This is a genomic window from Bradyrhizobium campsiandrae, assembly GCF_014529705.1.
Classification (GTDB): Bacteria; Pseudomonadota; Alphaproteobacteria; order Rhizobiales; family Xanthobacteraceae; genus Bradyrhizobium; species Bradyrhizobium campsiandrae.
The window spans coordinates 42,498-66,329 of sequence record NZ_JAANIH010000048.1 but is presented as its reverse complement, the minus strand read 5'-3'; the positions used below and the strand labels follow the sequence as shown (position 1 = coordinate 66,329).

Below are 23,832 nucleotides of genomic sequence, written 5' to 3'. Positions count from 1 at the left end.
CAGCGGATCTGACGGATATTTCGCCGCAAAGTTCTTCATGGTCTGCTCGGCGATGCGCAATACTGGCTCGGCGAGAGCTATTACCAGCGCCAGCAATATCGCGATTCCGCCGAGGCCTTCCTCGCCGTCACCACCAAATACGACAAATCGGCCAAGGCGCCGGATGCGCTGCTGCGGCTCGGCCAGTCGCTCGCCGCGCTGAAGGAGAAGGAGGCCGCCTGCGCCGCCTTCGGCGAGGTCGGTCGCAAATATCCGCGCGCCTCGGCCGGCGTGAAGGCGGCCGTCGATCGCGAGCAGAAGCGGGTGAAGTGCTGACCCCTCGCTGACATCGCGGACGGTTTTGCGCTAAACCAGTCCAGCAGTGATGGCCGGGCCCCGTCATGTCAGACGACGACTATTCTCCGATCTCCGCGCGCGCGGCGAAGCAGCTCTTCGCCGAGTTCAGAAACGCGCCTGCGCTGGTGCTCGCGGTCTCCGGCGGACCTGATTCGGTCGCGCTGATGTGGCTCGCGGCGCGCTGGCGCCGCAGCCTCGCCCGCGGCCCGGAGCTTCACGTCGTCACCGTCGATCATGGCCTGCGCAAGGAGGCCGCCGGCGAGGCGCGCGAGGTCAAGCGGCTCGCGGTCGAGCTCGGACTTCCGCACCGCACCCTGCGCTGGCGCGGTGCAAAGCCGAAGACGGGACTGCCCGCCGCCGCGCGCGAGGCCCGCTACCGCCTGCTGGCACAGGCCGCGCGCGCTGCCGGCGCGAGCCATGTGCTGACGGCGCACACCCGGGATGACCAGGCCGAGACGCTGCTGATGCGGCTCTTCCGCGGCAGCGGCATCGCCGGCTTGTCGGCGATGGCGCGCTTGTCGAGGCGCGAGGGCCTCGTGCTGGTGCGCCCATTGCTCGACGTTCCGAAATCGCAGCTGATCGCAACCTTGAAGCGGGCCGGAATCGGCTTTGCCGAGGATCCCACCAACCGCGACACCGCCTTCACCCGGCCGCGGCTTCGCGCGCTGCTGCCGCAGCTCGCGGCCGAGGGCGCCGATGCCCGCACCTTGGTGCGGCTTGCAGCCAGGCTCGCCCGCGCGAACGCGGCCGTCGAGGTCCTGACCGACGGCGCCGAGCGCTTCCTCCGTTTGCGGGATCGCGGCCAACAGCCGCAGCGTGGTGTTCGCAGCTTCGACGCCACGGCCTTCGCTGGCCTGCCCGAGGAGGTCCGGCTGCGGCTGTTGCTGCGCGCCCTCGATGCGCTCGGGCACGAAGGGCCGGCGGAACTCGGCAAGGTCGAGACCCTGCTGGCCGCGCTCGATCAGGCCCTGAACGGCCAGATCAAGGCCGCCGGGAGCCGTGCGCTGCCGAAACAGACCCTTCTCAGACAGACCCTCGCGGGAGCCTTGATCAGTCTTGCCGGGGGGCGTATCCACATCGCGCCTGCGCCGGCCCGGCGCTCCAAGGGAGGCCGGAAGGGCGGATGAAGGCGGATCATGACACCGGCCGCTTCCAGGCGACGTCGTCAGGACACCTTAACCAGGCAGGAAAAACCCCGGCCCTGGTGCCATTATTTCAGCGGGAATCGCGCTAAGATGGGCTAAATAGTCCCATCTCGTTCCCTTGGCAGCGACCGGGGCGGCACCTAAATTGTATGCGTCTAACGATGAGGATTCCTTGGGGATTTCCTCGTAGAGCCCAAGGATGAGGCCGCGATCCGCGCGACCACGAAGGAAGATCGATGAACGCCAATCTGCGCAATTTCGCCCTCTGGGTCATCATAGTCTTGCTGCTATTGGCATTGTTCACGCTCTTCCAGAATCCGGGTCAGCGGGCCTCCTCGCAGGACATCGCCTTCTCCCAGCTGCTGAGCGAAGTTGACCGCGGCAATGTTCGCGACGTCGTGATCCAGGGGCCTGACATCCACGGCACCTTCACCAACGGCTCCAGCTTCCAGACCTATGCGCCGAACGATCCGACGCTGGTGAAGCGCCTCTATGACAGCAAGGTCCAGATCACCGCGAAGCCGCCCGGCGACAACGTGCCGTGGTTCGTCTCGCTGCTGGTGTCCTGGCTGCCCTTCATCGCGCTGATCGGCGTCTGGATCTTCCTGTCCAGGCAGATGCAGGGTGGCGCCGGCAAGGCGATGGGCTTCGGCAAGTCGCGTGCAAAGATGCTGACCGAAGCCCATGGCCGCGTCACGTTTGAAGACGTTGCCGGCGTCGACGAAGCCAAGCAGGACCTGCAGGAGATCGTGGAGTTCTTGCGCGACCCCGGCAAATTCCAGCGCCTCGGCGGCCGTATTCCGCGCGGCGTGCTGCTGGTCGGCCCTCCCGGCACCGGTAAGACCCTGATCGCACGCGCGGTCGCGGGCGAAGCCAACGTGCCGTTCTTCACCATCTCCGGTTCGGACTTCGTCGAAATGTTCGTCGGCGTCGGCGCCTCCCGCGTGCGCGACATGTTCGAGCAGGCCAAGAAGAACGCGCCCTGCATCATCTTCATCGACGAAATCGACGCGGTCGGTCGTCACCGTGGCGCTGGTCTCGGCGGCGGCAATGACGAGCGCGAGCAGACGCTGAACCAGCTGCTGGTCGAGATGGACGGCTTCGAGGCGAACGAGGGCGTGATCCTGATCGCCGCCACCAACCGCCCCGACGTGCTCGATCCCGCGCTGCTGCGTCCGGGCCGCTTCGACCGTCAGGTCGTGGTGCCGAACCCCGACGTCGTCGGCCGCGAGCAGATCCTCAAGGTTCATGTCCGCAAAGTTCCGCTGGCGCCCGATATCAACCTCAAGACCATCGCGCGCGGCACGCCTGGATTCTCCGGTGCCGACCTGATGAACCTCGTCAACGAAGCCGCCCTCACCGCCGCGCGCCGCAACAAGCGCATGGTGACGCAGGCCGAGTTCGAAGAGGCCAAGGACAAAGTGATGATGGGCGCCGAGCGCAAGTCGCTCGTCATGACCGAGGAAGAGAAGCTGCTGACGGCCTATCACGAGGGCGGGCACGCCATCGTCGGCCTCAACGTGCCCGCGACCGATCCGATCCACAAGGCGACGATCATTCCGCGCGGCCGTGCGCTCGGCATGGTCATGCAGCTGCCGGAGCGCGACAAGCTGTCGATGTCGCTGGAGCAGATGACCTCGCGCCTTGCCATCATGATGGGTGGCCGCGTCGCCGAAGAGCTGATCTTCGGCCGCGAGAAGGTGACCTCGGGTGCGGCCTCCGACATCGAGCAGGCCACGCGCCTTGCCCGCATGATGGTGACGCGCTGGGGCCTCTCGGAAGAGCTCGGCACCGTCTCCTATGGCGAGAACCAGGACGAGGTGTTCCTGGGCATGTCGGTCTCGCGCACCCAGAACGCGTCCGAGGCGACCGTCCAGAAGATCGACTCCGAGATCAAGCGTCTGGTCGAGGAAGGCTACAAGGAAGCGACCCGCATCCTGACCGAGAAGCATGCCGACCTCGAAGCGCTCGCCAAGGGCCTCTTGGAGTTCGAGACGCTGACCGGCGACGAGATCGTCGACCTGCTCAAGGGCAAGAAGCCGAACCGCGAGTCCGTGCTCGAGCCGACCACGCCGCGCGCCTCGGCCGTGCCACCGGCCGGCAAGTCGCCGCGTCCGCGGCCCGATGCGGATCCCGGCCTGGAGCCGCAGCCGCAGGCGTAAACTCGCCTGCCGTGGCCGGCACGTCCGGCAAATCGATTGTGCAAAAGCTCGGCATCAAGCCGGGCTTTTGTATTTTCGTGGACGGTCTGTCGCTCGCCTATGACGACATCGTCGGCGAGCTGCCCGACGGCGTGAAGATCGCAAAGACCGCACGGCCGTCGCTCGACATGGTGCATGTGTTCGCGGCCGAGGCGAAGGGCCTCGCCGCCAAACTCCGCCTCTACCGCAGGGCGATCGCGCCCGACGGAATGATCTGGGCGTCGTGGCCGAAGAAGGCATCCGGCGTCGCGACCGACGTCACCGAAGCCCTGGTGCGCGAAACCGCGCTCGCGAATGACCTCGTCGACATCAAGATCTGCGCCGTCAATGAGGTCTGGTCGGGCTTGAAGCTCGTGATCCCGGTGAAAGATCGCGGGAAGTAAGCGAAGCAGTAGCTGCATGACCGTGTGAATGCATGGGCTCGCAACAACGGCAGTCCCGTAGGGTGGGCAAAGGCGCGCTTGCGGCGTGCCCACGTCGTCTCATCGATTGGACAGGACGTGGACACGCTACGCTTTGCTCACCCTACGAGAGCTTACTTTGACGCATCCCCGAGCTGCAGAAACCGCAGCACGTCCTCATTGAACTGCCCGGGATCCTGCAGGAACGAGAAATGGCTGACCTGCGGCTGGATCAGGAGGCCGGCGCCGGGAATGTTCGCCGCCATGAACTCGGTGTTGTCGCGCTTGATCGCCTCGTCGTGGTCGCCGTCGACGATCCAGGTCGGGACCTTGATGGCCGCAAGATCGGTGGCCGTCCATTTCGGCTGGCTCTCCCACATCTTGGTGATCTCGGCGACGAAGCTCTTGTATTCGGTCGGCGTCGGCGACAGGCGCTTGTACTCTTCGCCGGCCCGGGCGATGTAGGCGTTGAAGACCTCGCTCGCGGCGATGTCCGCAACGCCCGACGGATCCGAGTTCGCTGCGAAGGCGAACAGCCGGCTCACCCGCTCCGGGTGCTTCATGGCGATGTCGAGGCCGATGATGGCGCCGTCGCTCCAGCCCACGATCGCGGCCTTTTTGATCTTGAGATGGTCGAGCAGGGCGACCACGTCGGAAGCCATCAGATCATAGCCATAGGGTTCCTGGTTGCGGCTGCTGCGGCCGTGCCCGCGGCTGTCCATGACGATGACCTGATAGTGAAGTTGCAGCGCGCGGACCTGGTGGCCCCAGTAATTGGCGTTGGCGAGACCGCCATGCAGCAGGACCACCGGCTCGCCGCGGCCGAAAACGGCGTACCAGAGCTTGACGCCGTTGACGGGCGCAAAGCCGCTTTGCGCGGCCTTGGGCAAGGCCGGCGTCGGCGGCAGGTTCAGCCATCGCGGCGCCGCCTGGGCCGCACCGAGTGAGACCATCACGAGAAATGCGACGACGACGTTACGAAGCGACATGGCATGCTTTCCTGTTCGACCACGAAAACATTAGCGCATGACGAAGGCATAAGCTTGGACGAGCCGCCGCCTTCCGCCGATGCCGCTTTCCGACGATGCCCTGCTCAGGCGGCGAGCCGAAGCCAGACATCCTTGCTCGCCAGCGTCCCGTCAGGCGTGGCGATCTCCAGGTCCACGACGTGCAGGGAGTGGTCTGCGTAGATATATTTCAAATGCCAGATCAGCCCGAGGTCCGGCGTGATGACGAAGTCGTCGAGCCCGTCGGTCATCGCCCGAACGGCCTCGCGGTGGGTCAGTGGCGCCGAAAACATCGCATCGATCAGATTGGCAAGGCTCATGCCCTCGACCAGCATCATGCGCGCAATGTCGTCGCCATGGACGTCGCGGAGCGCTGAGACGATGACGGCGATGGCGTCCGGATTCTTCAATGACACGGAACAAAAATCCTCCGTCGCCATGATGCCGGAGGCGGATCGATCTGCGCAAGCCGTCTCTCGGCGGCGCCGCGGAACAGGGAGCTCTGGCGTTATCAGCCGGATGACGGTGCTTCGGCCTGATCATCCCGCACATGGACGACCGCGATGTTATCGGCATACACCCGCTTCCAGCCCTTGATGTGATCCAGGATCTGCGCCGCCGGAGAATCCGCCGTGAGCAGGGTCGCCTCGATCCTGTTCTCGTCGAGCATGCGCAACAGGCCGGAGACGTCGCGGCCGTCCTCGGCGGCGAAATAGTCCATCAGGAATTGTTCGCCGTAGAGCTCCGAGCGTCCGTCGACGAACGGCCTGATGTCGCGGACGATGAGGTAGCCGCCAAAACCGTAGGAATTGAAGATACGCGCGGCCTTGTGCGCGATCAGCGCGTCGACCGCCGCAACCGGCGTCTGCGCCGTGGAGAACGCGAAGGCATGATGCGTCGCAAAAGCGACCGTTGCGCTTGCGGATCCGAGCACGATGGCGGCGGCGACCATGGCCGCTGGCGCGCCGGCCGCCATCCGCAGGCTGCGCGGCGCATCCGCGGCGGGCCTGATCCAGCCGCTCAGGGGCTGCGCCAGCACCAGCGGCACGAGCACGCCGAAGCTCTCGATGCTGCGGACATGCGCCAGCGCCATCCAGGTGGTGGAAAGAATCAGCAGCACGCGCGGCGGCGACAGCGTCAGGCCGCGCATCAGCGCGAGGCCGAGCAGTCCGAGCAGCGCGCCCGCGAACGGGCTGAAGGCGCTGAAATCGGCCGGACGCCATTCGGCGATGACCGAAAACGATTTGCCGAGGCTGAGGATGCGCGCGGCGCCGAGCAGGGTGTCGATGCCATAGGGCGTGCAGCAGCTCGCCGCCAGCGCACCAAGGCCGAACGCGGCCCATTGCATCGCGAGCGTCAGCCGGCGCGGTGCGTCCGCGCGCCAGAGCGCCTCCAGGCCGATCGCGCCGACAAGCGCGAGCCCCAGCACGAAGCCGCCGTGCAGGTTGGCCCATAGCGCCATCAGCGGCAGCAGCAGGAACGATGGCGCGCGGCCGCGATCGGCCGCGTCCATCAGGGCACCGCTCCAGGCCACCATGACCGGCAGCGCCAGCACATGCGGACGGGCCAACAGATGCGGCGCGGCCAGCGTCATCGCCAGCAGGCAGAACACCAGCGCGTAAGGTAGATCGAGATGTCGTTGCAGGAAGGCCAGCAGCAAGGCCATCGCGACAGCGATCGCGGCTGCGGTGAGCACGACCGGCCCGGCCCATCCCCACCAGGCAAAGGTCGTCGCGAATAACACTTGCGACAGCCAGGAGGTCGAGAGCCAGACCTCGTTCTGGCGCGTCAGGGAATAGAGATCGGTCCAGGGCACGGTGCGATGATCGAGGATCCACTGGCCGACCTTGATCTGCCAGAGCGTGTCCGGATCGTGCAGCAGGCTGTCGCCGCTCACCAGCAGCAGCAGAAAGGATGCAGCCGCCAGGCAAAGCGGCGCCAGGTTGCGCTGGGCGCGCGCGATCGGAAGACTGGCCGCGATGGTCATGGCTTGGCCGGCGCGGCCGCGTCGGCCTGATCGTCGCGCACCTGATCATCCCGGACATGGATCACGGCGATGTTGTCGCCATAGAGCCGCTTCCAGCCCTTGATGTGATCGAGCACCTGCGCGGCTGGCGAGTCGGCGACCAGCAGCGTGGCGTCGATCTTGTACTCCTCCAGCAGCCGCGTCAGGTTGTCGAGCTTCTTGACTTCGATCGCCTTGAAGAAGTCCATCACGAATGTCTCGCCATAGAGCTCGGCGCGGCCGTCGACGAAGACGGGAATGTCGCGCGAGATCAGATAGCCGCCGAACTGGTAGGCGTTGAAGATGCGCTGCGCCTTGCGCTGCTGCAGCAGGTCGACGGCGGCAACCGGCGTCTGGTCCATCGTGAAGGTGAAGCGGTGATGCGCCATGTAGATCGAGGTCGAGGTCCAGGCCGCGGCCGCGATCATCAGCGCGCCCATCACGGTGACATAGCGCGCCGCCGGGCTCTCGCTGCCCGCGGCGGGTTGCGGCAAGGGCGACGTCTCGCCGAGCGGCTTCGCCAGCACCAGCGGCACCAGGAAGGCAAAGGCCTCGATGCTCCTGACATGGGTGAGCCCCATCCAGGTGAACAGCAGGATCAAAAGGATGCGCGGCGGCGACAGCGTCATGCCGCGAAACAGCCCGATCGCGATCAGGCCCAGGATCGCGGCCTCGAACGCGGTGAACGAGGCGAAATTCGCCGGCATCCATTCCGAGATCAGCGACAGCAATTCGCCGAGATTGAGGATGTTGGTGGCGCCGAGCAGCGTGCGCCAGCCATAGGGCGTGAGGCAGGCCGCCGCCATCGCGGCGAGGCCGAACAGGAACCAGCGCGCGAGCAGGCGGATCTGCCTGGCCTGGTCCAGCGTCCAGATCGCTTCAATCGCCATCGGGCCGATCAGCGCGAGGCCGAGCACGAAGCCGCCATGCAGGTTCGCCCACAGCGACATCAGCGGCAGCCAGACCCAGGATGGCGTCGCCTTGCGGTCGGCCGCGTTCATCAAGACGCCGACCCATGCGATCATCACCGGCAGTGCCAAAATGTGCGGACGCGCCAGGATGTGATGCAGCGACAGCACCACGGCCAGCATCGCAAACAGCACCGCGCGCGGAATTTCGAGATGGGCATCGAGCAGGTGGACGAAGATCGCAGCCGATGCGGCGACCGCAAGCGCAGTGAGGATCACAGGTCCCGCCCAGTCCCACTGCGTGTAGGACATCGAAAACAGGATCTGCGACAGCCACGAGGTCGAGATCCACGGCGCGCCGGGGCGCGTGAAGGAATAGAAGTCGGTATAGGGCAGGGCGTGGTGATCGAGAATCCACTGTCCGATCTTGATCTGCCAGAACGAGTCGGAGTCCTGAAGCAGCGTGTCGCCGACGATCAGGAAGAAGAGATAGGCGCCTGCGCCGACACACAGCGGCACCAGCGCTCGCGCGCGGCTGTGTGCCGTGATGCTGCCAGTGAAGGAAAGGGACATGCCGCCTCGTTTTGTTCTTGGCCGTTTCTTGGCCGTTTCTTGGCTGTATTGGCCGAGCGGGCGGCATTGGACCACGGCGGTCATAACTTCCAGTAAATCGGCAGAACCATCAGGGGCGTTTGCGAGCGAGGTGGACAGCGGATCGCGTCAGGCCATCGCGTCAAAACTGATGCTCGTTCATGTCTGCGCAATTTAACCGATTGTTTTCAACTTCGGTTTACCATCGGCGAATACACGCAAACCGTTCCGTGTTTACGCAGTCGGGTTAACTGCGGTGCAATTTTTTGCGCCTAGGTTCGGTTCCATGGTCGGGCGGCGCTGGGAAGCCGAAAAGACCAGACCAGTTGAAGCCACGTGTATCCTTTTGGGAGCAGTCTATGAAGAACCTCGTTTCGCGTTTCGTGAAGGACGAATCCGGCGCCACCGCCATCGAATACGGCCTGATCGCCGCCGGCATCGCGCTGGCGATCATCACCGTCGTCAACAACCTCGGCACCACGCTGAACAGCAAGTTCGGCTCGATCTCGACCAGCCTGAAGTAAGCCTGGATAGTCGACGATTTGAAAGAGCCTCGGGATTTCAAGCTTGGGATTCCAAGCTTGGGATTCCGGGGCTCTTTTTTTGGTGCAGGGCGCAGGGTCGAATTCTGGAAGGGTCGCATGGCCGAACTCGGCTCGGGCCAACCGTCTGGGGTGCAGCCCGGCACCATGCCGCCGGTGCTCTTCAACGTCTGCCTGATTCTGCTCGTGCTGACGCTGCTGCACTTTCCCGCGGCCTATCTTTCGAACTCCTGGATCTACGATCGTAACGGGCTTGGCAGCCCGACCGACTTCGTCAACGTCTGGGCGGCCGGCAGGCTGGCGCTCGATGGCCACGCAGCTCAGGCGTGGGACTGGCAAATCCAGAAACAGGTTGAAGTCGCGGTCCTCCACCAGGACTTCGCCGGCAATTTCGCCTGGCACTACCCGCCGCCGTTCCTGTTCGTCGCGACTTTCCTCGCGCAGTTTCCCTATGCTGTGGCGTTCATCGGCTGGATGATCGCAAGCCTGTTGCCGTTCGTCGCCGTGATGCGCGCGATCGTCGGGCGCCGCTTCGGCATCATGCTGGCAATCGCCTTCCCGGCGACATTCGCCAATCTCGCCGTCGGACAGAACGGCTTCTTCACGGCGAGCCTGATCGGTGGAACGCTGCTTCTGATGCAGGCGCGTCCTGTGCTTGCCGGAATTTGCCTCGGTCTTCTCACCTACAAGCCGCAATATGGATTGCTGTTTCCGCTGATCCTGGTCGTGAGCGGACAATGGCGCGTGTTCGTCTCGGCCGCCGTCACCGCGGTGCTGGTCGCGTTGGCGTCCGTGCTCGCGTTCGGTGTCGAGAGCTGGGCCGCGTTCATTCACTGGATGCCGAAGATCTCGGAGGCCGTGCTGTCCAACGGCGAGGCGTCCTGGCTCAGGCTGCAGAGCGTATTCGCGATGGTGCGCTGCCTTGGCGGCGGCGAAACCCTCGCATGGACGTTGCAGTTGGTCGTGGCGGCCAGCGTCGCCGTCGGGCTGGCGCTGATATGGCGGAGCAGGCTGCCCTATGCTCTGAAGGCCGCCGCCGTCGCCGTCGGGACGCTGCTGTGCTCGCCCTATGTCTACATGTACGACTTCGCGGTGCTCGCGATCCCGGTCGCCTATCTCGTTCGCATCGGATGTGAGCAGGGCTTCCGTGTCCATGAGCCTTACGCGCTCGCGCTCGTTCTGGCGCTGCTTGCAAGCTATCCTTTCCTTCAGATTCCGGTTGGCCTTGCGTCAACGCTGACGGTCGCCGCGCTGATCGTGCTTCGCGCCCGCGCGGATTTGCATCACGTCCCGGCCCCAGGGCAGGGCATCGCTTCGGCTTTCGCCTGATCGCACCCGCCGGCGCAGCGATGGTCCGCCACTCGTAAGTCTTACTCCGCGAGGCTCGGCTGCCAGACGGTTGATGCCGTCGACGTCTGCGCCGTGCGCGTCATCCATTCCAGATAAGCCTTCGCCGCCCAGATCGAGCCTGCCGCGAGCGCGATGCCGGCGGCGACATCGATGATGTAATGCGCGCCGATGACGGGCGTTGCCGAGATCATTAAAAGGTTGAGGCCGGCGGCGATGCCGCCGATGCGGCGCACCGGCCACAGCGCCCACATGTAGAGCACGGCGGAGGCGGCGTGGAAGCTCGGAAACGAGACGATGCCGGAGAGCCTGAACAATTGCAGCTCGTGCAGGCTGCCGTCGCGCAGCGCCAGGATGTCGCGCAGCTGGCCGGCGTAGACGGAGGTATTGATGTCGGGCAGATGGGCGGCCGGCAATTGCAGCGCATAATAGGTGCCGATGGCGGGCACCAGCGCCGAGATCGCGATGGTGATGGCGAGCGCAAGGCTCATCGCCAGCATGAACAATTGCAGCCGCACGTAGCGCGCGGTGAGCGCCAGCACGATGGGAATCAGCAGCAGCGGCCATTTGATCAGGCCGTAGCCGCGCGCGAGCAGGTCCGCGAGCCAGGGATGATCGTTGACGAAACGCGCGATCGGCTCCGGATCGAGGCCGAGCGCGCGATCGATCGCGAGCAGCGCCTGGTCCTGCAGCGGGACGCCGATCTTGCCGGCGATGTAGCTGAGCGGCCCGACGATGGCGCAGGTGATGATGACCTGGCCGATCGTGCCGAGCGAGAAGATCAGTTTCGGATCAGCGAGATCGCCCTTGGCGCTGCGGTGACGATAGGCGATGGCGACGAGGGACGCGGCAATGGCGAGCGTGATGCCATAGGCAACCGGCTCGAGCCGAAGGCCGGTGACATCAAGCCCGAGCGCCAGCAGGCCGCCCATGGCCGCGATGGGCAGCCAGTTCAAATGGAAGAGCTGCCAGGCCGTCTTGGCGTCCGTGTCGACCATGCTGCACCCCTGTTGGACCGCAGCCACAGTCGCGGCGCCGCTTTAAGACGGCGGTAACAAATGTGGTTAGCCGTTTCCCAATTGCTTCCCGGCAATCCGAGCTGTTTGCAGCGCAGCGTGACCGGCGATTTTCAAGGAATTGCCAAGTGTGACGCATCACGCATTTGCTTCTTGTCATCCCCCCTGAATAGTTGTTCAGTCCTTGCGGGGCGATTTGCAGCGACATCGGTGACGAAGCGTTCGGCCGCGGGCGTGCGGCAGGCGTGGTGGGACAGGAAGCGCGCCATGGTTTATCGGCGGACGCATCAAGTGGTTAAGCGCCTCGCGGCTCGGCGCAGCGCCATTCTGGCGGCGGCAAGGGAAGCCGCAGCCGAAGGCGGCATGGCGGCGGTGCAGATCGCACCGGTTGCCGTCAGGGCCAATGTGGCGGCCGGCACCGTCTATCGCTACTTCCCCTCCAAGGCCGAGCTGATCTCCGAATTGATTGCCGAGGTCTCGCGCGACGAGCTCGCGGCGATCAGGCGGGCCGCCGATGCCGCGCCGGGGCCGTCCTCGGCGCTGGCTGCGGCCGTCACCACGGTGGCGGTCCATACCCTGTCGCAGCGGCGCCTTGCCTGGGGCATCCTGGCCGAGCCGGTCGACGTCGACGTCAGCGCCTCGCGCCTCGCCAGCCGCCGGGAGATCGCGGGTGAGATCGCAGCGAGAATCGACGCGGCGGTGCGCGCCGGCCATCTGCCGGCACAGGACACCGCGCTTGCGGCAACCGCGCTGCTGGGGGCGCTGCATGAGGCCCTGGTCGGCCCGCTCGCGCCCGACAATCTCGAAGATCCCGCCAAGATGCGCGACGCGGTCCAGACCGTGACGCTGCTGGCGCTGCGCGCCGTCGGCGTCATGGACGCCCGCGCGCGAGGCCTGGTGGTGCAGCAGACGCTGCTGCCGACGACCAAGGCGTTGGTCGGAGCCTGAGGAGGCCCGGCCGCGCCCAGGCATTTGCCTGAGCAGACCTTTTCGCAAAGCCCGCGCATAGCAGCCGGACCGGCCGGCTACTGTGCATGGGGTTGTTTCGCGGGTTTTGGTTGGCGGTGCGCCTGCCGCCTCACATATTCGCCTCGCCCTCCGGGCCGACGGAGGCGATGCGCACCATGTTGGTGGTGCCGGGAATGCCGAGCGGCACGCCGGCGACGATGATCACGCGCTGGCCGGCGCGGACGAAGCCGTCGCGGAAGGCGATCTGGCCGGCGCGGTTCACCATGTCGTCCTGGTCGCGCGCATCCTCCGCCACCACGCAGTGCACGCCCCAGACCACGGCGAGCCGGCGTCCGGCGGTGATGTTCGGCGTGATCGCCACGATCGGCGGCTTCGGCCGTTCGCGCGCCACGCGCACCGCGGTCGAGCCGGATGAGGTCCAGCAGATCAGGGCGGGCAGGTCGAGCGTCTCGGCGATCTGCCGCGCGGCATCCGCGATGGCATCGCCTGCCGTGGATTCCGGCGCCGGGCGCTGGGCCATGATCACCGAGCGGTAGGTCGGGTCGCGCTCGACCTCCTCGCCGATGCGGTTCATGGTCGAGACCGCCTCGACCGGGAATTTGCCGGCGGCCGATTCCGCCGACAGCATGATCGCGTCGGCGCCCTCATAGACGGCGGTGGCGACGTCGGAGACTTCGGCGCGCGTCGGCACCGGCGACTGGATCATCGATTCCAGCATCTGGGTCGCGACCACCACCGGCTTGCCGGCGCGGCGCGCCATCCGCGTCATCTGCTTCTGCAGGCTCGGCACGCGCTCCAGCGGCAGTTCGACGCCGAGGTCGCCGCGCGCCACCATCAGCGCATCGGAGGCCTCGATGATGTCGGCGAGGCGGTCGATCGCCTGCGGCTTCTCGATCTTGGCCATCACGGCGGCGCGGCCGCGGATCATCTTCTTGGCCTCGATCACGTCGTCGGCGCGCTGCACGAAGGACAGCGCGATCCAGTCGACGCCGGTGACGAGGGCGGCCTCGAGATCGGCGCGGTCCTTCGACGTCATCGCCGAGACCGGCAGGTCGGTGTCGGGCAGGCTGACGCCCTTGCGGTCGCTCATCCTGCCGCCGACCACGACGCGGGTCACCGCGTGCTCCTTGGTGGTCTCCTCCGCGATCAGCCGCACCTTGCCGTCGTCGAGCAGCAGCGCGTGGCCGGGCCGCAGCGCAGCCAGGATCTCCGGATGCGGGAGCTGGACGCGCGTCGCATCACCGGGTGTCTTGTCGGAATCCAGCGTGAAGGTCTGGCCGTTCTGGAGCTGCACCGCGCCTTCCGCAAAGGCGCCGAGCCTGAGTTTCGGGCCCTGAAGGTCGACCAGGATGCCGATCGGGCGGCCGTAGCTTGATTCGACATTGCGGATCGTCGCCACCAGCTCGCGCATCTTGTCGTGCGGCGTGTGGCTCATGTTGATGCGGAATACGTCGGCGCCGGCCTCGAACAGGCGGCGGATCATTGCGAGGTCCGAGGAGGCAGGTCCGAGGGTCGCAAGAATCTTGATACGGCGAAGACGCCTCATGGCTTATTTCCAGGCGGGGGCGGGGCGGCGGCCGGTGGCAGGCCGGGCGAGCCCGGGGGCGTAGCACCGGGCGGGTTGTTGGGCAAACCCGGAACGCCGCCACCGGGGCCAACAGGGCCGGGCATCCCGGGGACCCGCGGTTGGGCGGCGGGTTGCTCGTTGGCGTCGGTGAGCTGCACCGTCCAGGCCCGCTGCTCGCCGGTGTCGACCTCGAAATAGCCGGTCCGGTCATAGCCGCGTGCCAGACAGTCCTCGGTGCCGCGGATGGTGAATTCCTTGTCGCGCGAGCACATGAAGGCCTGCCCCGACCATTCGCCGCCGCGGTCATAGTCGATCGCGTAGATGTAATAGTAACGGGCGACCAGCGTTCCCCGCAGCAGGGTCTCGCAGGAGCGCGACGAGATGTTCCACCAGCCCTCGGTGGTCCAGCCATCAGCGTCCTTGTAGCCGAGCGCGATGCCGACCCGGCTCGAAGTGTTGTTGCAGAGCCGGAAATCGGCCGCGGCGGGGCTGGCCCCGAGGCACAGGCCAACCGCCAGCACCGGGACTATCAGGGCGAGCAGGCGAAGGGGAGAGCGGAGAGATTCGGCGATCATTGTCGCGGAACGTATACCAGATGATTGACGATTTGGCGTAGGGCCGGGGAACTGCCCGATTGTCGGCCCAGCGGCCGTTTGCGCCGTGATATGGCAAAATCTGTGACAGGACCCCACCTGATCCCGTAAGGGTGACCATCATCAAGGTCACAGCCGAGAGGTCCAACCATGGCAATCGACGACAAAACCAGAACGGAGCTCGAAGCGGCGGCCTTCCGGCGCCTGGTCGACCATTTGAAGACCCGGACCGACGTCCAGAACATCGACCTGATGAATCTGGCCGGCTTCTGCCGCAACTGCCTGTCGAACTGGCTCAAGGACGCCGCCGACGCGCAAGGCGTCGCCTTGAGCAAGGACGAGAGCCGGGAGGCCGTCTACGGCATGCCCTACGAGGCCTGGAAGGCCAAGTACCAGGGCACGGCAAGCCCCGAGCAGCTCGAGGCGATGAAGAAGGTCCATCCCCACAACCACTGAGGCGACTGGCGCGTGGCTTGAGTCGCACCACACAACAGCTTTCTTTGCATCCCCGCAGGAAGGTGTGGGCGCGCTGTGGACGAGCACGATGCTTGCTTGAACGCAGGGGGCACGAACCCTAAGGGTTTTCCCAGCACGCGCGGTGGATGCCGGCGTCACCTCGTTTTGCCAGTTCCATTGGGAGTACCAAGATGGCCACCTCCGCCGCCGTCCGCGACGACGAGCCCGCGACGAAATTTGCCAAGGACCAGCTCAAATCCATCATCGAGCGCATCGAGCGGCTGGAGGAAGAGAAGAAGGCAATCTCCGACGACATCCGCGACGTCTATGCCGAGAGCAAGGGCAACGGCTACGACGTCAAGGCGCTGCGCACCATCGTGCGCCTGCGCAAGCAGGACCCCAACGAGCGCGCCGAGGCCGAGACGATTCTCGAGACCTACATGCAGGCGCTGGGAATGATCTGAGGCCTCGCCGTCGTCCTGGCGTTCGCCAGGACGACAGAGATTTTGGCGGCAGCGAGTTCTATTGGCCTCAGCGCAGCGCGGCGGTGCGCACGACGAACGACGTCGTCTCGAGCTTGGCGGTGGCGCTGCCCGAGAAGCTGTCGCATGACAGGCCCTGCATGGGATCGTCGACAAAGCCCATCGCGACCACCGTCTGCGGCTTGACGAAATAGGCGCGCATCGCGGCCATGTCGAGCTCGCCCATCAGCGTCACCGACATCGCGCGGCTGGCGCTCGGCGACAGCATCACGATCTTGAGCCAGATGCTCTCGCCCTTGGGGGCTGAGAGCCGGGTCGCGGTAGCGATCATGCTGTCGGTGCTCTTGCCGACCACCGTGTTGATCTCGGTGGCGGGCACGGCGTTGCGCGCCGTGGACGCCGGACGCACGCCGCGCGGGATCGGCGCGGAGGCGGCGACGACATTGGCGCGATCGACCGGGGAGGCCGCCGGCGCGTAAGCCAGCGCCTGAAGGGTCGCGTTGGAGACACTTGAGGTCGGTTGCGGGTCGGTGGCAGTGGCAGCGGCAAGGGCCTGACGGGCCTTCAACGCGGCGATCTGCGCCGGCGTCGCCTGCTGCGGCGTGGCCGGCACGTCATCCCAGAAGCCGCGGGCATTGATGATGTCGGCGGGCGTCTCGGGCTTGCCGGCAGCCGGCTTGTCAGCCACGGGCGCCGGCTTCGGCTTGGGCGGTGCGACGAGCTGCGCGTCGGCGGAGGCGAGCTGGAGCGCCGAGGCGACCTGCGGCTTGGCCCGGGGCGTCGGCACCGGGTCGGTGGACTTGGAATCCGAAGGTCTAATGTCAGACGGCTTGACCGCGGCCGCGACCACGGTTGGCGTAACGGGCTTGGCGGCCGGGGCCGGCGCGCCCTCGTCATCCTCGTCGCTGCTGGCAGCGGGAGCCGACTTGCCCTTGAACAGGGCGGCGAAGAAGCCCGGCTTGCCGGCGCCGTCGTCGCTGCCGCGGCGCTCGATCTCGGCCTTGGCGAGCTCATAACCCTTCAGCGGCACGCCGTCGGTCGGCAGATGCACGGTCTTTCCATCAGGGAAGACGCGGGCGAGCTGGTCATGCGTCATGCGCGGCCAGTGCCGGATGCTGCCGGTGTCCAGATGCACGAAGGGCGAGCCGGAGGTGGGATAGAAGCCGACGCCGCCGCGCTGCAGGCGCAGGCCGGCAAAGCGGATCTGCTCCAGCGGCACGCCCGGAATGTAGAAGTCCATCGCATGGCCCAGCATGTGCTGGCTGAAGCGCGCCACGCCCGAGGAGCGGCGGCGGAGCATGGCGTTGGTGGCGGGCGAGCGGTAGGAGGAGATGATCTGGATCGGCTGCTTGCCGTCGACGTCGCGATAGACTTCCCAGAGGATGTCGAACAGGTGACGGTCCATCACCGTCTCGTCCTGGGTACGCCAGTCGCGCAGGAAGTGGTTGAGTGTCTTCAGCGCGGCTTCGTCGTAACGGCCATCGCGCTTGAAGGTGACGGTGAGGTCTTCGCCGGAATGGGTGTGGTGGAAGGAGAGCGTCTTGGTTTCGTTGAGCGCTGCGGCGTTATGAACCGATCCGGCAGCCGCAAGCAGCACCAGCGAGGCGAGGCCGATCCGAGATCCGACCTTCACGCCCGCATGGGACAACGACAACGCAGCAAATTGGCGTGCAAAACCAGCCAGCACGTATGAGCCCACCCAGTCGACGAGCGTTCAAAATGGACTCTCCCGCCAACCCCGTTAGCGCGCGAAAGAGGGTGAACGCTTTCTTAAAGCGAGAAGGTTAATTCCAGGTTGACCTTCCCGCCCCCAAACCAAGTCAGAATACAATCCTAAGCGGTTGACTGTGGCAAAAAAACGCCCGGCGGCCGGGCTTCTGATGCGGAATGGTTAACGTTAAGCGCCCCCATCCGTGGGATGGGAGCGCTGATTTCGTTGAGGAATTTCAGGCGTGAGGCGCCAGGCCGGAGCTTAACGGGTAAACACCCGCTGCGGCTTGCGGCCGACCGGGGCCGGCGGCGGAGATTGCGTCCCCCCACCGAACAGCCGCTCGAAGAAGTTCAGGCCGGACGAACCGCCATTGTTGGCCACGGCCACGCCTGACGGCAACGTCGTCGCCGGGCGTGAATAGCTCGGCTGCGCGTGCGCGACGACGTTCTCGAGGTCCTTGCCGCGGTTGTTCTTCAGGATGTTGATCATGGTCGCGTCGCGGCCATAGACGTCCTTGCGGAATTGCAGCTTGCCGGCGTCGTCCACGAACGCGGTCTGGTAGGTGATGTTGACCGGGATCGGGGTGGGGAATTTCAGATCGATCTCACCCGAGCCGTACATGCTGCGCACGCGCTCCGGCGTGTACTTCTCGTTCGGCATGGCGATGTTGAGCAGCACGGACGCGTATTGATCCGGATATTGCACGCGCATGCAGCCGTGGCTGAAGGCGCGCTCGTCCTTGGCGAACAGGTACTTGTCCGGCGTGTCGTGCTGATAGACCAGGAACTTGTTCGGGAAGTTGAAGCGGATGCGGCCGAGCGCGTTGGCCTCGCCGGGCGGCTGCGAGATGTGCACCGAGCCGTCGCGGTTCTGCTCGAGCTTCAGGCCCATGCGCTGAAGCACGGTCGGGTCCTGCTGCAGCGCCGGCAGATATTCGCCATAGACGATCGACGGTGGCACGTTCCAGGTGGGGTTGACCGTGATGTACTTCATCGTCTCGGTCAGCAGGGGCGTCGCGTGCTGGCCCGGCTTGCCGGTGACGACGCGGGTGGTCCAGACCTGCTGGCCGCGCTGCATCACCTTCAGCGTGTAGTCGGGAATGTTGAGGATGACATAGGCATCGCCCAGCGAGGGTGCGCCGAGGTCGCGCGGCAGCCAGCGCCAGCGCTCCATGTTCACCAGCACGGTGTCGATCTGCTTGTCGCGCTTCGGGCTGTTCAGGGCCTTCACGGTCGCTGCGTCGAGCACGCCGGTCGCCTTCATGTCGACGCCGTCCTGGAATTTCCGCACGGCCTCCGCAACAGTTGCGTCGTAATGGTCGTCGCTGGGGTTCTCGGTGATGCCGAGCTTGGCGCGGAGCTGCGGCACGCGTGGATCCTGGACCACGACTTCCGCCTGCTTCTTGCCCTTGGCCGGTGTGTATTTCAGTGCGGGACCGTCGGTGATCTCGATCACGGGGCCGTCGCCCTGGCCGCGCAGCTTGGCGAGTTGCGTCTTCAGCTCCTTGTAGAGCTTCTGCGGCGGGTTGTAGCTGTCCAGCGCAGCGGAGGCGTCGGCGGCGGTCGTGACCTTGGTGAGCACCTCACTCGGATCAACCGGATGCTCGGGATAGAGAATGTCGGCGCTGACCTGGGACCAGTGCATGCGGCCGCTCTGCGCCTGGCGCGCATAGTCGAACATGCTGGCGGTGAGCTTCAACTCGGCGTCGACAAGCGCGTCGGGCGTCGTGGCCGCGGCGAAGTCAGGCACCGGATAGTCGGCGGGGTTGAGGCCGTCGGAGGCGGCATCCTTCAGCCGCGCGATCACGCCCTTGGCCGCCGGGGTCAGGCTGCCGGCTTGCGTCCAGACCGGCGCGAAGTCGCGGGCGCCGTAGAACTTCTCGACGGCAGCGCGCTCGTTCTTGCGATCGAAATGGCGCGAGGTCTTGGCGCCGAGGATGTCCTTGATCTTGTCGGCGACCGGCTGGTCGGCGGCGGGAACGTTGCTCGCTGCTTTCACCGGCTCGGCGGCCGCCGGCGCGGTTGCCACAGGTGCAGCGGGAGCGGCGGCCGGTGCGGCGGCGGTGTCCGGCTTTGCAGGTTCGGACTTGGCCGGTTCGGACTTGGCGGGTTCGGACTTGGCGGGTTCGGTCTTTGCGGGTTCGGTGGCAGCCGTCTCGCTCTTGGGCGCATCGGCCGCGGGCGTGGTGGCCATGTCGGACGGCTTGGTCTCGACCTTGGCGGGGGCCGGAGCAGCGTCGGCCTTCACAGGCTCCTTCGGTGTTTCCTTCGCCACGTCCTGAACGGTGGCGGTGGTGTCGAGCTTGATGTCGGAAGCGGTCGGGGGCGGGACGTTTGCGGGCTCGGGGCGCGGGATCGCGGCTTCGATCGCGAGCTCGGCGGCGCTGCTGCGCGCCTGATCCTGCGCCAGCGCCGAGCCGGCCGATACCGTGAGGAAGGTCGCCGCGACCGTCGCCAAAACGCGGTCGAAGCCTGCACGGTGGTTCAAACAGTCACGCATTGTGTCGCACCCCTTGGGTGAACTGTCCCTCGTGGAACAGCTTTCGTTATCGCCTTATTGAGCTTCGGCTGAATCGCGCCGGCCTCTCGTTGCACGCCTGCACGCAACTGATCATACGCAGACGATATACAGACCCCGGTTTTGCAGCCAGCGCTACCCCGGGAAACTCACGACAAACTGACTTCAAGACACGCCGTTTGCAACGGATTGTGCGGTTTTACCGCGCGTTTTTCCAGGTCTCTGTCACTTCCAAGTCACGGTTTCCACCGCAGCCGAATTTTGCCGTAATTCAACGGCTTGCGAGTGCGTCAATGCTTCCCGCGAACCTTCGTTCGCATCAGGTTCAGTGCGTCTCCTCGCCGCTTTTGCCGCCATGTCCGGGAACCCCGGCCTCGTCGAGTTTGCGGTAGAGCGTGGACCTGCCGATCTTGAGGCGGCGCGCCACCTCGGACATTTGTCCGCGGTAGTGCGAGATCGCGAAGCGGATGATTTCGCTCTCCATGTCCTCGAGCGGGCGGACGTCGCCGGTCGGGGTCAGCATCGAGAGGGATCCTGCCTGGGGCAGCGGTGCGATGGGTATTTCATTACCCGACACCAGCGTGGGCGCTGCGATCGGTTCGATCATCAGCGGGGCGGTCGGAATCTCCGTTGCGGTGTGTGGATGCGAGGCCAGCAGCGGGAAATCCTCGAGACCGAGCTGGTCGCCCTCGCTCATCACCACCGCGCGGTAAACCGCGTTTTCGAGCTGGCGGATGTTGCCGGGCCAGTCGAGCTGGGCGAGATGCGCCACGGCCTCGCCGGAGATGGCGGAGATCGGGCGGTTCTCCTCGGCGGCAAAGCGCGCCAGGAAATGGCGCAGCAGATGCGGGATGTCCTCGCGCCGAGCCTTCAGCGAGGGGATCGTCAGCGGCAGCACGTGCAGGCGATAGAACAGGTCTTCCCGGAAGTGTCCCTGCTTCACTCGTTCCAGCAGCCGGCGATTGGTCGCCGAGATGATGCGGACGTCGACCTTCACCGGCTTGCGGCCGCCGACGGCCTCGACGGCACCCTCCTGCAGCGCGCGGAGCAGCTTGACCTGCGCGGTCAGGGGCAACTCGCTGACCTCGTCCAGAAACAGCGTGCCGCCATGGGCCTCGAGAAATTTGCCGGTATGGCGCTCGGTCGCGCCAGTGAACGCGCCCTTCTCATGGCCGAACAGGATGGACTCGACGAGATTGTCGGGAATCGCGCCGCAATTGACCGCGACGAAGGGCTTTGCCTTGCGCTCGCCGCTGCCGTGGATGGCGCGCGCGAACATCTCCTTGCCGACGCCGGACTCGCCCTCGATCAGCACTGGAATCGATGAGTTCGCTGCCTTCTGCGCCGCGCGCATCACCGGCGCCATCGCCTCGGCGCGCGTGATGATGTCGGAGAAGGTCAGCCGTCCCTCGCGGCTGTGACGGATGCGCTGCAATTCGCCCTTGAGCGCGGAGGCGTTGAGCGCGTTGCGAAGTGAGACCTGGAGCCGCTCCAGGCCGACCGGCTTGACCACAAAATCGGCGGCGCCCGCGCGCATCGCCGAAATGACATTGTCGATGCCGCCATGGGCGGTCTGCACGATCACCGGCACGCTGAGGCCGGCGTCCCGGATTTTCGCCAGCACGCCCATGCCGTCGAGGCCGGGCATCACCAGATCGAGGATCACGGCGTCAATCGCGGCGCCGTCGGGGGCGGTGAGGGCTGCTATCGCGGCGTCGCCGGACTCGACAACGACCGTCTCATAGCCGCATTTTTGCACCATGTTCTCGACCAGCCGGCGGGCTACGGCGTCGTCGTCGGCGATCAAAATACTGGCAGCCATGGTGTTCCCCGCACGCTACTACTATCTGTCTCGAATCGGGGCACTCTGGCCGAAGCCGATTAACGCACTCTTAAACCTTGATGCCCCCGCCCGCCGTCGCGATTGTTGAACACAGGTTTCCCACACAATGAATTCGCGCTCCAAGTCTGCCCTCAAAAAGTCTGCTCTCAAAAAGTCTGCTCTCAAAAAGTCCGCTCTCCGCAAGCCCGCCGTCGAGAAATCCGCAGCCGAGAGATCCGCCGCCAAGACATCTGCCACCAAGACATCTGCCACCAAGACATCTGCCACCAAGACATCTGCCACCAAGGCAAAACCCTCCGCAAAGCCTGCGAGCAAGACCGGCAAGCTTCCGGAGTGGAACCTTGCAGATCTCTATTCGGGGATCGATGCGCCGGAAGTGGCGCGCGATCTCGCAACGATGGATGCCGATTGCGTCGCGTTCGAGACCGACTACAAGGGCAAGCTCGCAACAGGCACAGCAAACGAAGATGGCGGAAAATGGCTCGCCGAAGCGGTGCGGCGCTATGAGGCGATCGACGACCTCGCCGGCCGCCTCGGCTCCTATGCCGGCCTCGTCCACGCCGGCGACAGCGTGGACCCTGCGATTTCAAAGTTTTACGGCGACGTCTCCGAGCGGTTGACGGCGGCATCGACGCATCTCTTGTTCTTCACGCTCGAGCTCAACCGCATCGATGACGATATTTTGACTCGCGCGATGCGAGCTCCGGAGCTCGCGCATTATCGTCCGTGGATCGAGGATCTGCGCAAGGAGAAGCCATACCAGCTCGACGACAAGCTCGAGCAGCTGTTCCTGGAGAAGGCGCAGACCGGCTATTCCGCCTTCAACCGCCTGTTCGACCAGACCATCTCCAGTTTGCGCTTCAAGGTCGGGCCTAAGGAACTGGCGATCGAACCGACGCTGAATTTTCTGCAGGACCGCGACGGCGCCAAGCGCAAGGCCGCGGCGGAGGCGCTGGCAAAGACCTTCAAGGCCAATGAGCGCACCTTCGCGCTGATCACCAACACCCTGGCCAAGGACAAGGACATTTCCGACCGCTGGCGCGGCTTCAAGGACGTCGCGGATTCCCGCCATCTGAACAATCGGGTCGAGCGCGAAGTGGTGGATGCGCTGGTCGCCTCGGTCCGAGCGGCCTATCCCAAACTGTCGCATCGCTATTATCAGCTGAAGGCGAAGTGGTTCGGCAAGAAGAAGCTCGCTTATTGGGACCGCAACGCGCCGCTGCCGTTTGCTGCCACCGAAATGATCGGCTGGCCCGATGCCAAGAACATGGTGCTGACGGCCTATCGCGGCTTCTCGCCCAAAATGGCCGACATCGCCGAACGCTTCTTCACCGACCGCTGGATCGATGCGCCGGTGCGGCCGGGCAAGGCGCCGGGCGCCTTCTCGCATCCGACCACGCCGTCGGCGCATCCTTATGTGCTGATGAACTATCAGGGCAAGCCGCGCGACGTGATGACGCTCGCGCATGAGCTCGGCCATGGTGTCCACCAGGTGCTGGCGGCCAGGAATGGGGCGCTGATGGCGCCGACGCCGCTGACGTTAGCTGAGACCGCAAGCGTGTTCGGCGAGATGCTCACGTTCAAGCGGCTGCTGGCCCAGACCAAGAATGCAAAACAGCGCCAGGCGCTGCTCGCCGGCAAGGTCGAGGACATGATCAATACCGTGGTGCGGCAAATCGCGTTCTATTCGTTCGAGCGCGCGGTCCACACCGAGCGCAAGAACGGCGAGCTCACCGCGACGCGGCTCGGCGAGCTCTGGCTGTCGGTGCAGGGCGAGAGCCTGGGGCCGGCGATCGAGATCAAGGCGGGCTATGAGAACTACTGGATGTACATCCCGCACTTCATCCACTCGCCGTTCTACGTCTACGCCTATGCCTTCGGCGATTGCCTCGTGAACTCGCTCTATGCGGTCTACGAGCATGCGGCCGAGGGTTTTGCCGAGCGCTATCTCGACATGCTCGCCGCCGGCGGCACCAAGCACTATTCCGAGCTGCTGCGCCCCTTCGGGCTGGATGCCAAAGACCCGAAGTTCTGGGACGGCGGCCTCAGCGTCATCGCCGGCATGATCGACGAGCTGGAGGCGATGGGCTGAGGGCGAGGCAGGCTTCCTAACCGATTGGGAATCCAAATGAACTGATTTGCGGGAAAACCGCGCCTCGGTGCCGTTGCCCTGCCCGAAGGTTTAAGGTATCCCA

General features: G+C 65.5%; 20 protein-coding genes and 1 pseudogene. 10 read left to right on the top strand and 11 right to left on the bottom strand.

Annotated features, from left to right (window positions below; genetic code table 11):
* Positions 1-42: 42 nt before the first annotated feature.
* From ybgF to G8O24_RS29535, 4 genes and pseudogenes are all read left to right on the top strand, one after another.
* Positions 43-315 (top strand): annotated as a pseudogene (gene ybgF / locus G8O24_RS29550) (tol-pal system protein YbgF); the annotation flags it as partial.
* Positions 316-380: 65 nt separating this feature from the next.
* Positions 381-1,463: a tRNA lysidine(34) synthetase TilS gene (tilS, locus tag G8O24_RS29545; protein WP_188105517.1), complete on the top strand. Its 1,083-nt coding sequence runs from the start codon at positions 381-383 to the stop codon at positions 1,461-1,463.
* A 254-nt stretch (positions 1,464-1,717) separates the two neighbouring features.
* A complete protein-coding gene (gene ftsH / locus G8O24_RS29540; RefSeq protein ID WP_008546307.1) occupies positions 1,718-3,643 on the top strand; it encodes an ATP-dependent zinc metalloprotease FtsH in 1,926 nt (641 codons plus the stop codon).
* 38 nt (positions 3,644-3,681) lie between these two features.
* A complete protein-coding gene (locus G8O24_RS29535; RefSeq protein ID WP_368736633.1) occupies positions 3,682-4,065 on the top strand; it encodes a DUF3052 domain-containing protein in 384 nt (127 codons plus the stop codon).
* A 152-nt stretch (positions 4,066-4,217) separates the two neighbouring features.
* On the opposite strand, the gene G8O24_RS29530 is transcribed toward G8O24_RS29535, so the two are convergent.
* The 4 genes from G8O24_RS29530 to G8O24_RS29515 all read right to left on the bottom strand — a co-directional run bounded on the left by G8O24_RS29530 (position 4,218) and on the right by G8O24_RS29515 (position 8,576).
* Positions 4,218-5,072, bottom strand: coding sequence for an alpha/beta fold hydrolase (locus G8O24_RS29530; protein ID WP_188105514.1), 855 nt, complete (start codon positions 5,070-5,072; stop codon positions 4,218-4,220).
* Between the two features lie 104 nt (positions 5,073-5,176).
* The gene (locus G8O24_RS29525) at positions 5,177-5,506 is read right to left on the bottom strand and encodes a hypothetical protein (RefSeq protein ID WP_311972318.1); all 330 of its coding nucleotides are present in this window, start codon (positions 5,504-5,506) and stop codon (positions 5,177-5,179) included.
* A 95-nt stretch (positions 5,507-5,601) separates the two neighbouring features.
* Positions 5,602-7,077, bottom strand: coding sequence for a hypothetical protein (locus tag G8O24_RS29520; protein ID WP_188105511.1), 1,476 nt, complete (start codon positions 7,075-7,077; stop codon positions 5,602-5,604).
* Entirely contained in the window at positions 7,074-8,576 is a 1,503-nt protein-coding gene (locus G8O24_RS29515) for a hypothetical protein (RefSeq protein ID WP_188105509.1), read from the bottom strand. Before G8O24_RS29515 ends, G8O24_RS29520 begins: the two co-directional genes overlap by 4 nt.
* A gap of 377 nt (positions 8,577-8,953) precedes the next feature.
* On the opposite strand from G8O24_RS29515, the gene G8O24_RS29510 reads away from it, so the two are divergent.
* Both G8O24_RS29510 and G8O24_RS29505 read left to right on the top strand, forming a co-directional pair.
* On the top strand, positions 8,954-9,118 hold the full coding sequence (locus G8O24_RS29510; RefSeq protein ID WP_188105507.1) for a Flp family type IVb pilin: 165 nt from the start codon (positions 8,954-8,956) through the stop codon (positions 9,116-9,118).
* A 117-nt stretch (positions 9,119-9,235) separates the two neighbouring features.
* On the top strand, positions 9,236-10,465 hold the full coding sequence (locus G8O24_RS29505) for a glycosyltransferase family 87 protein (RefSeq protein ID WP_188105505.1): 1,230 nt from the start codon (positions 9,236-9,238) through the stop codon (positions 10,463-10,465).
* A 41-nt stretch (positions 10,466-10,506) separates the two neighbouring features.
* Here G8O24_RS29505 and G8O24_RS29500 read toward each other — a convergent pair whose 3' ends face one another.
* On the bottom strand, positions 10,507-11,481 hold the full coding sequence (locus G8O24_RS29500) for a phosphatase PAP2 family protein (protein ID WP_188105504.1): 975 nt from the start codon (positions 11,479-11,481) through the stop codon (positions 10,507-10,509).
* A gap of 285 nt (positions 11,482-11,766) precedes the next feature.
* On the opposite strand from G8O24_RS29500, the gene G8O24_RS29495 reads away from it, so the two are divergent.
* Positions 11,767-12,447, top strand: a complete 681-nt coding sequence (locus tag G8O24_RS29495; protein WP_188105525.1) for a TetR/AcrR family transcriptional regulator — start codon at positions 11,767-11,769, stop codon at positions 12,445-12,447.
* 130 nt (positions 12,448-12,577) lie between these two features.
* Here the strand turns inward: G8O24_RS29495 and pyk are convergent, their stop codons facing one another.
* Both pyk and G8O24_RS29485 read right to left on the bottom strand, forming a co-directional pair.
* A complete protein-coding gene (gene pyk, locus G8O24_RS29490; RefSeq protein WP_188105502.1) occupies positions 12,578-14,014 on the bottom strand; it encodes a pyruvate kinase in 1,437 nt (478 codons plus the stop codon).
* Positions 14,011-14,610: a DUF1036 domain-containing protein gene (locus tag G8O24_RS29485; RefSeq protein WP_188105500.1), complete on the bottom strand. Its 600-nt coding sequence runs from the start codon at positions 14,608-14,610 to the stop codon at positions 14,011-14,013. The genes pyk and G8O24_RS29485 overlap by 4 nt, the downstream gene beginning before the upstream one ends.
* A 168-nt stretch (positions 14,611-14,778) precedes the next feature.
* Between G8O24_RS29485 and G8O24_RS29480 the strand changes: the two genes are divergently transcribed.
* Entirely contained in the window at positions 14,779-15,084 is a 306-nt protein-coding gene (locus tag G8O24_RS29480) for a DUF1244 domain-containing protein (RefSeq protein WP_188105498.1), read from the top strand.
* Between the two features lie 191 nt (positions 15,085-15,275).
* On the top strand, positions 15,276-15,548 hold the full coding sequence (locus G8O24_RS29475) for a DUF2312 domain-containing protein (RefSeq protein WP_008546273.1): 273 nt from the start codon (positions 15,276-15,278) through the stop codon (positions 15,546-15,548).
* A gap of 67 nt (positions 15,549-15,615) precedes the next feature.
* Here G8O24_RS29475 and G8O24_RS29470 read toward each other — a convergent pair whose 3' ends face one another.
* From G8O24_RS29470 to G8O24_RS45710, 4 genes are all read right to left on the bottom strand, one after another.
* On the bottom strand, positions 15,616-17,265 hold the full coding sequence (locus G8O24_RS29470; RefSeq protein ID WP_188105496.1) for a peptidoglycan L,D-endopeptidase MepK: 1,650 nt from the start codon (positions 17,263-17,265) through the stop codon (positions 15,616-15,618).
* A 273-nt stretch (positions 17,266-17,538) separates the two neighbouring features.
* Complete coding sequence (locus G8O24_RS29465) at positions 17,539-19,776, bottom strand: L,D-transpeptidase family protein (RefSeq protein WP_188105494.1); 2,238 nt, start codon at positions 19,774-19,776, stop codon at positions 17,539-17,541.
* A gap of 343 nt (positions 19,777-20,119) precedes the next feature.
* Complete coding sequence (locus tag G8O24_RS29460; protein WP_188105492.1) at positions 20,120-21,616, bottom strand: sigma-54-dependent transcriptional regulator; 1,497 nt, start codon at positions 21,614-21,616, stop codon at positions 20,120-20,122.
* 21 nt (positions 21,617-21,637) lie between these two features.
* Complete coding sequence (locus G8O24_RS45710) at positions 21,638-21,820, bottom strand: hypothetical protein (RefSeq protein WP_368736628.1); 183 nt, start codon at positions 21,818-21,820, stop codon at positions 21,638-21,640.
* On the opposite strand from G8O24_RS45710, the gene G8O24_RS29455 reads away from it, so the two are divergent.
* Positions 21,744-23,729: a M3 family oligoendopeptidase gene (locus G8O24_RS29455; protein WP_188105491.1), complete on the top strand. Its 1,986-nt coding sequence runs from the start codon at positions 21,744-21,746 to the stop codon at positions 23,727-23,729. The two genes, G8O24_RS45710 and G8O24_RS29455, sit on opposite strands and share 77 nt — an antisense overlap.
* Positions 23,730-23,832 lie beyond the last annotated feature (103 nt).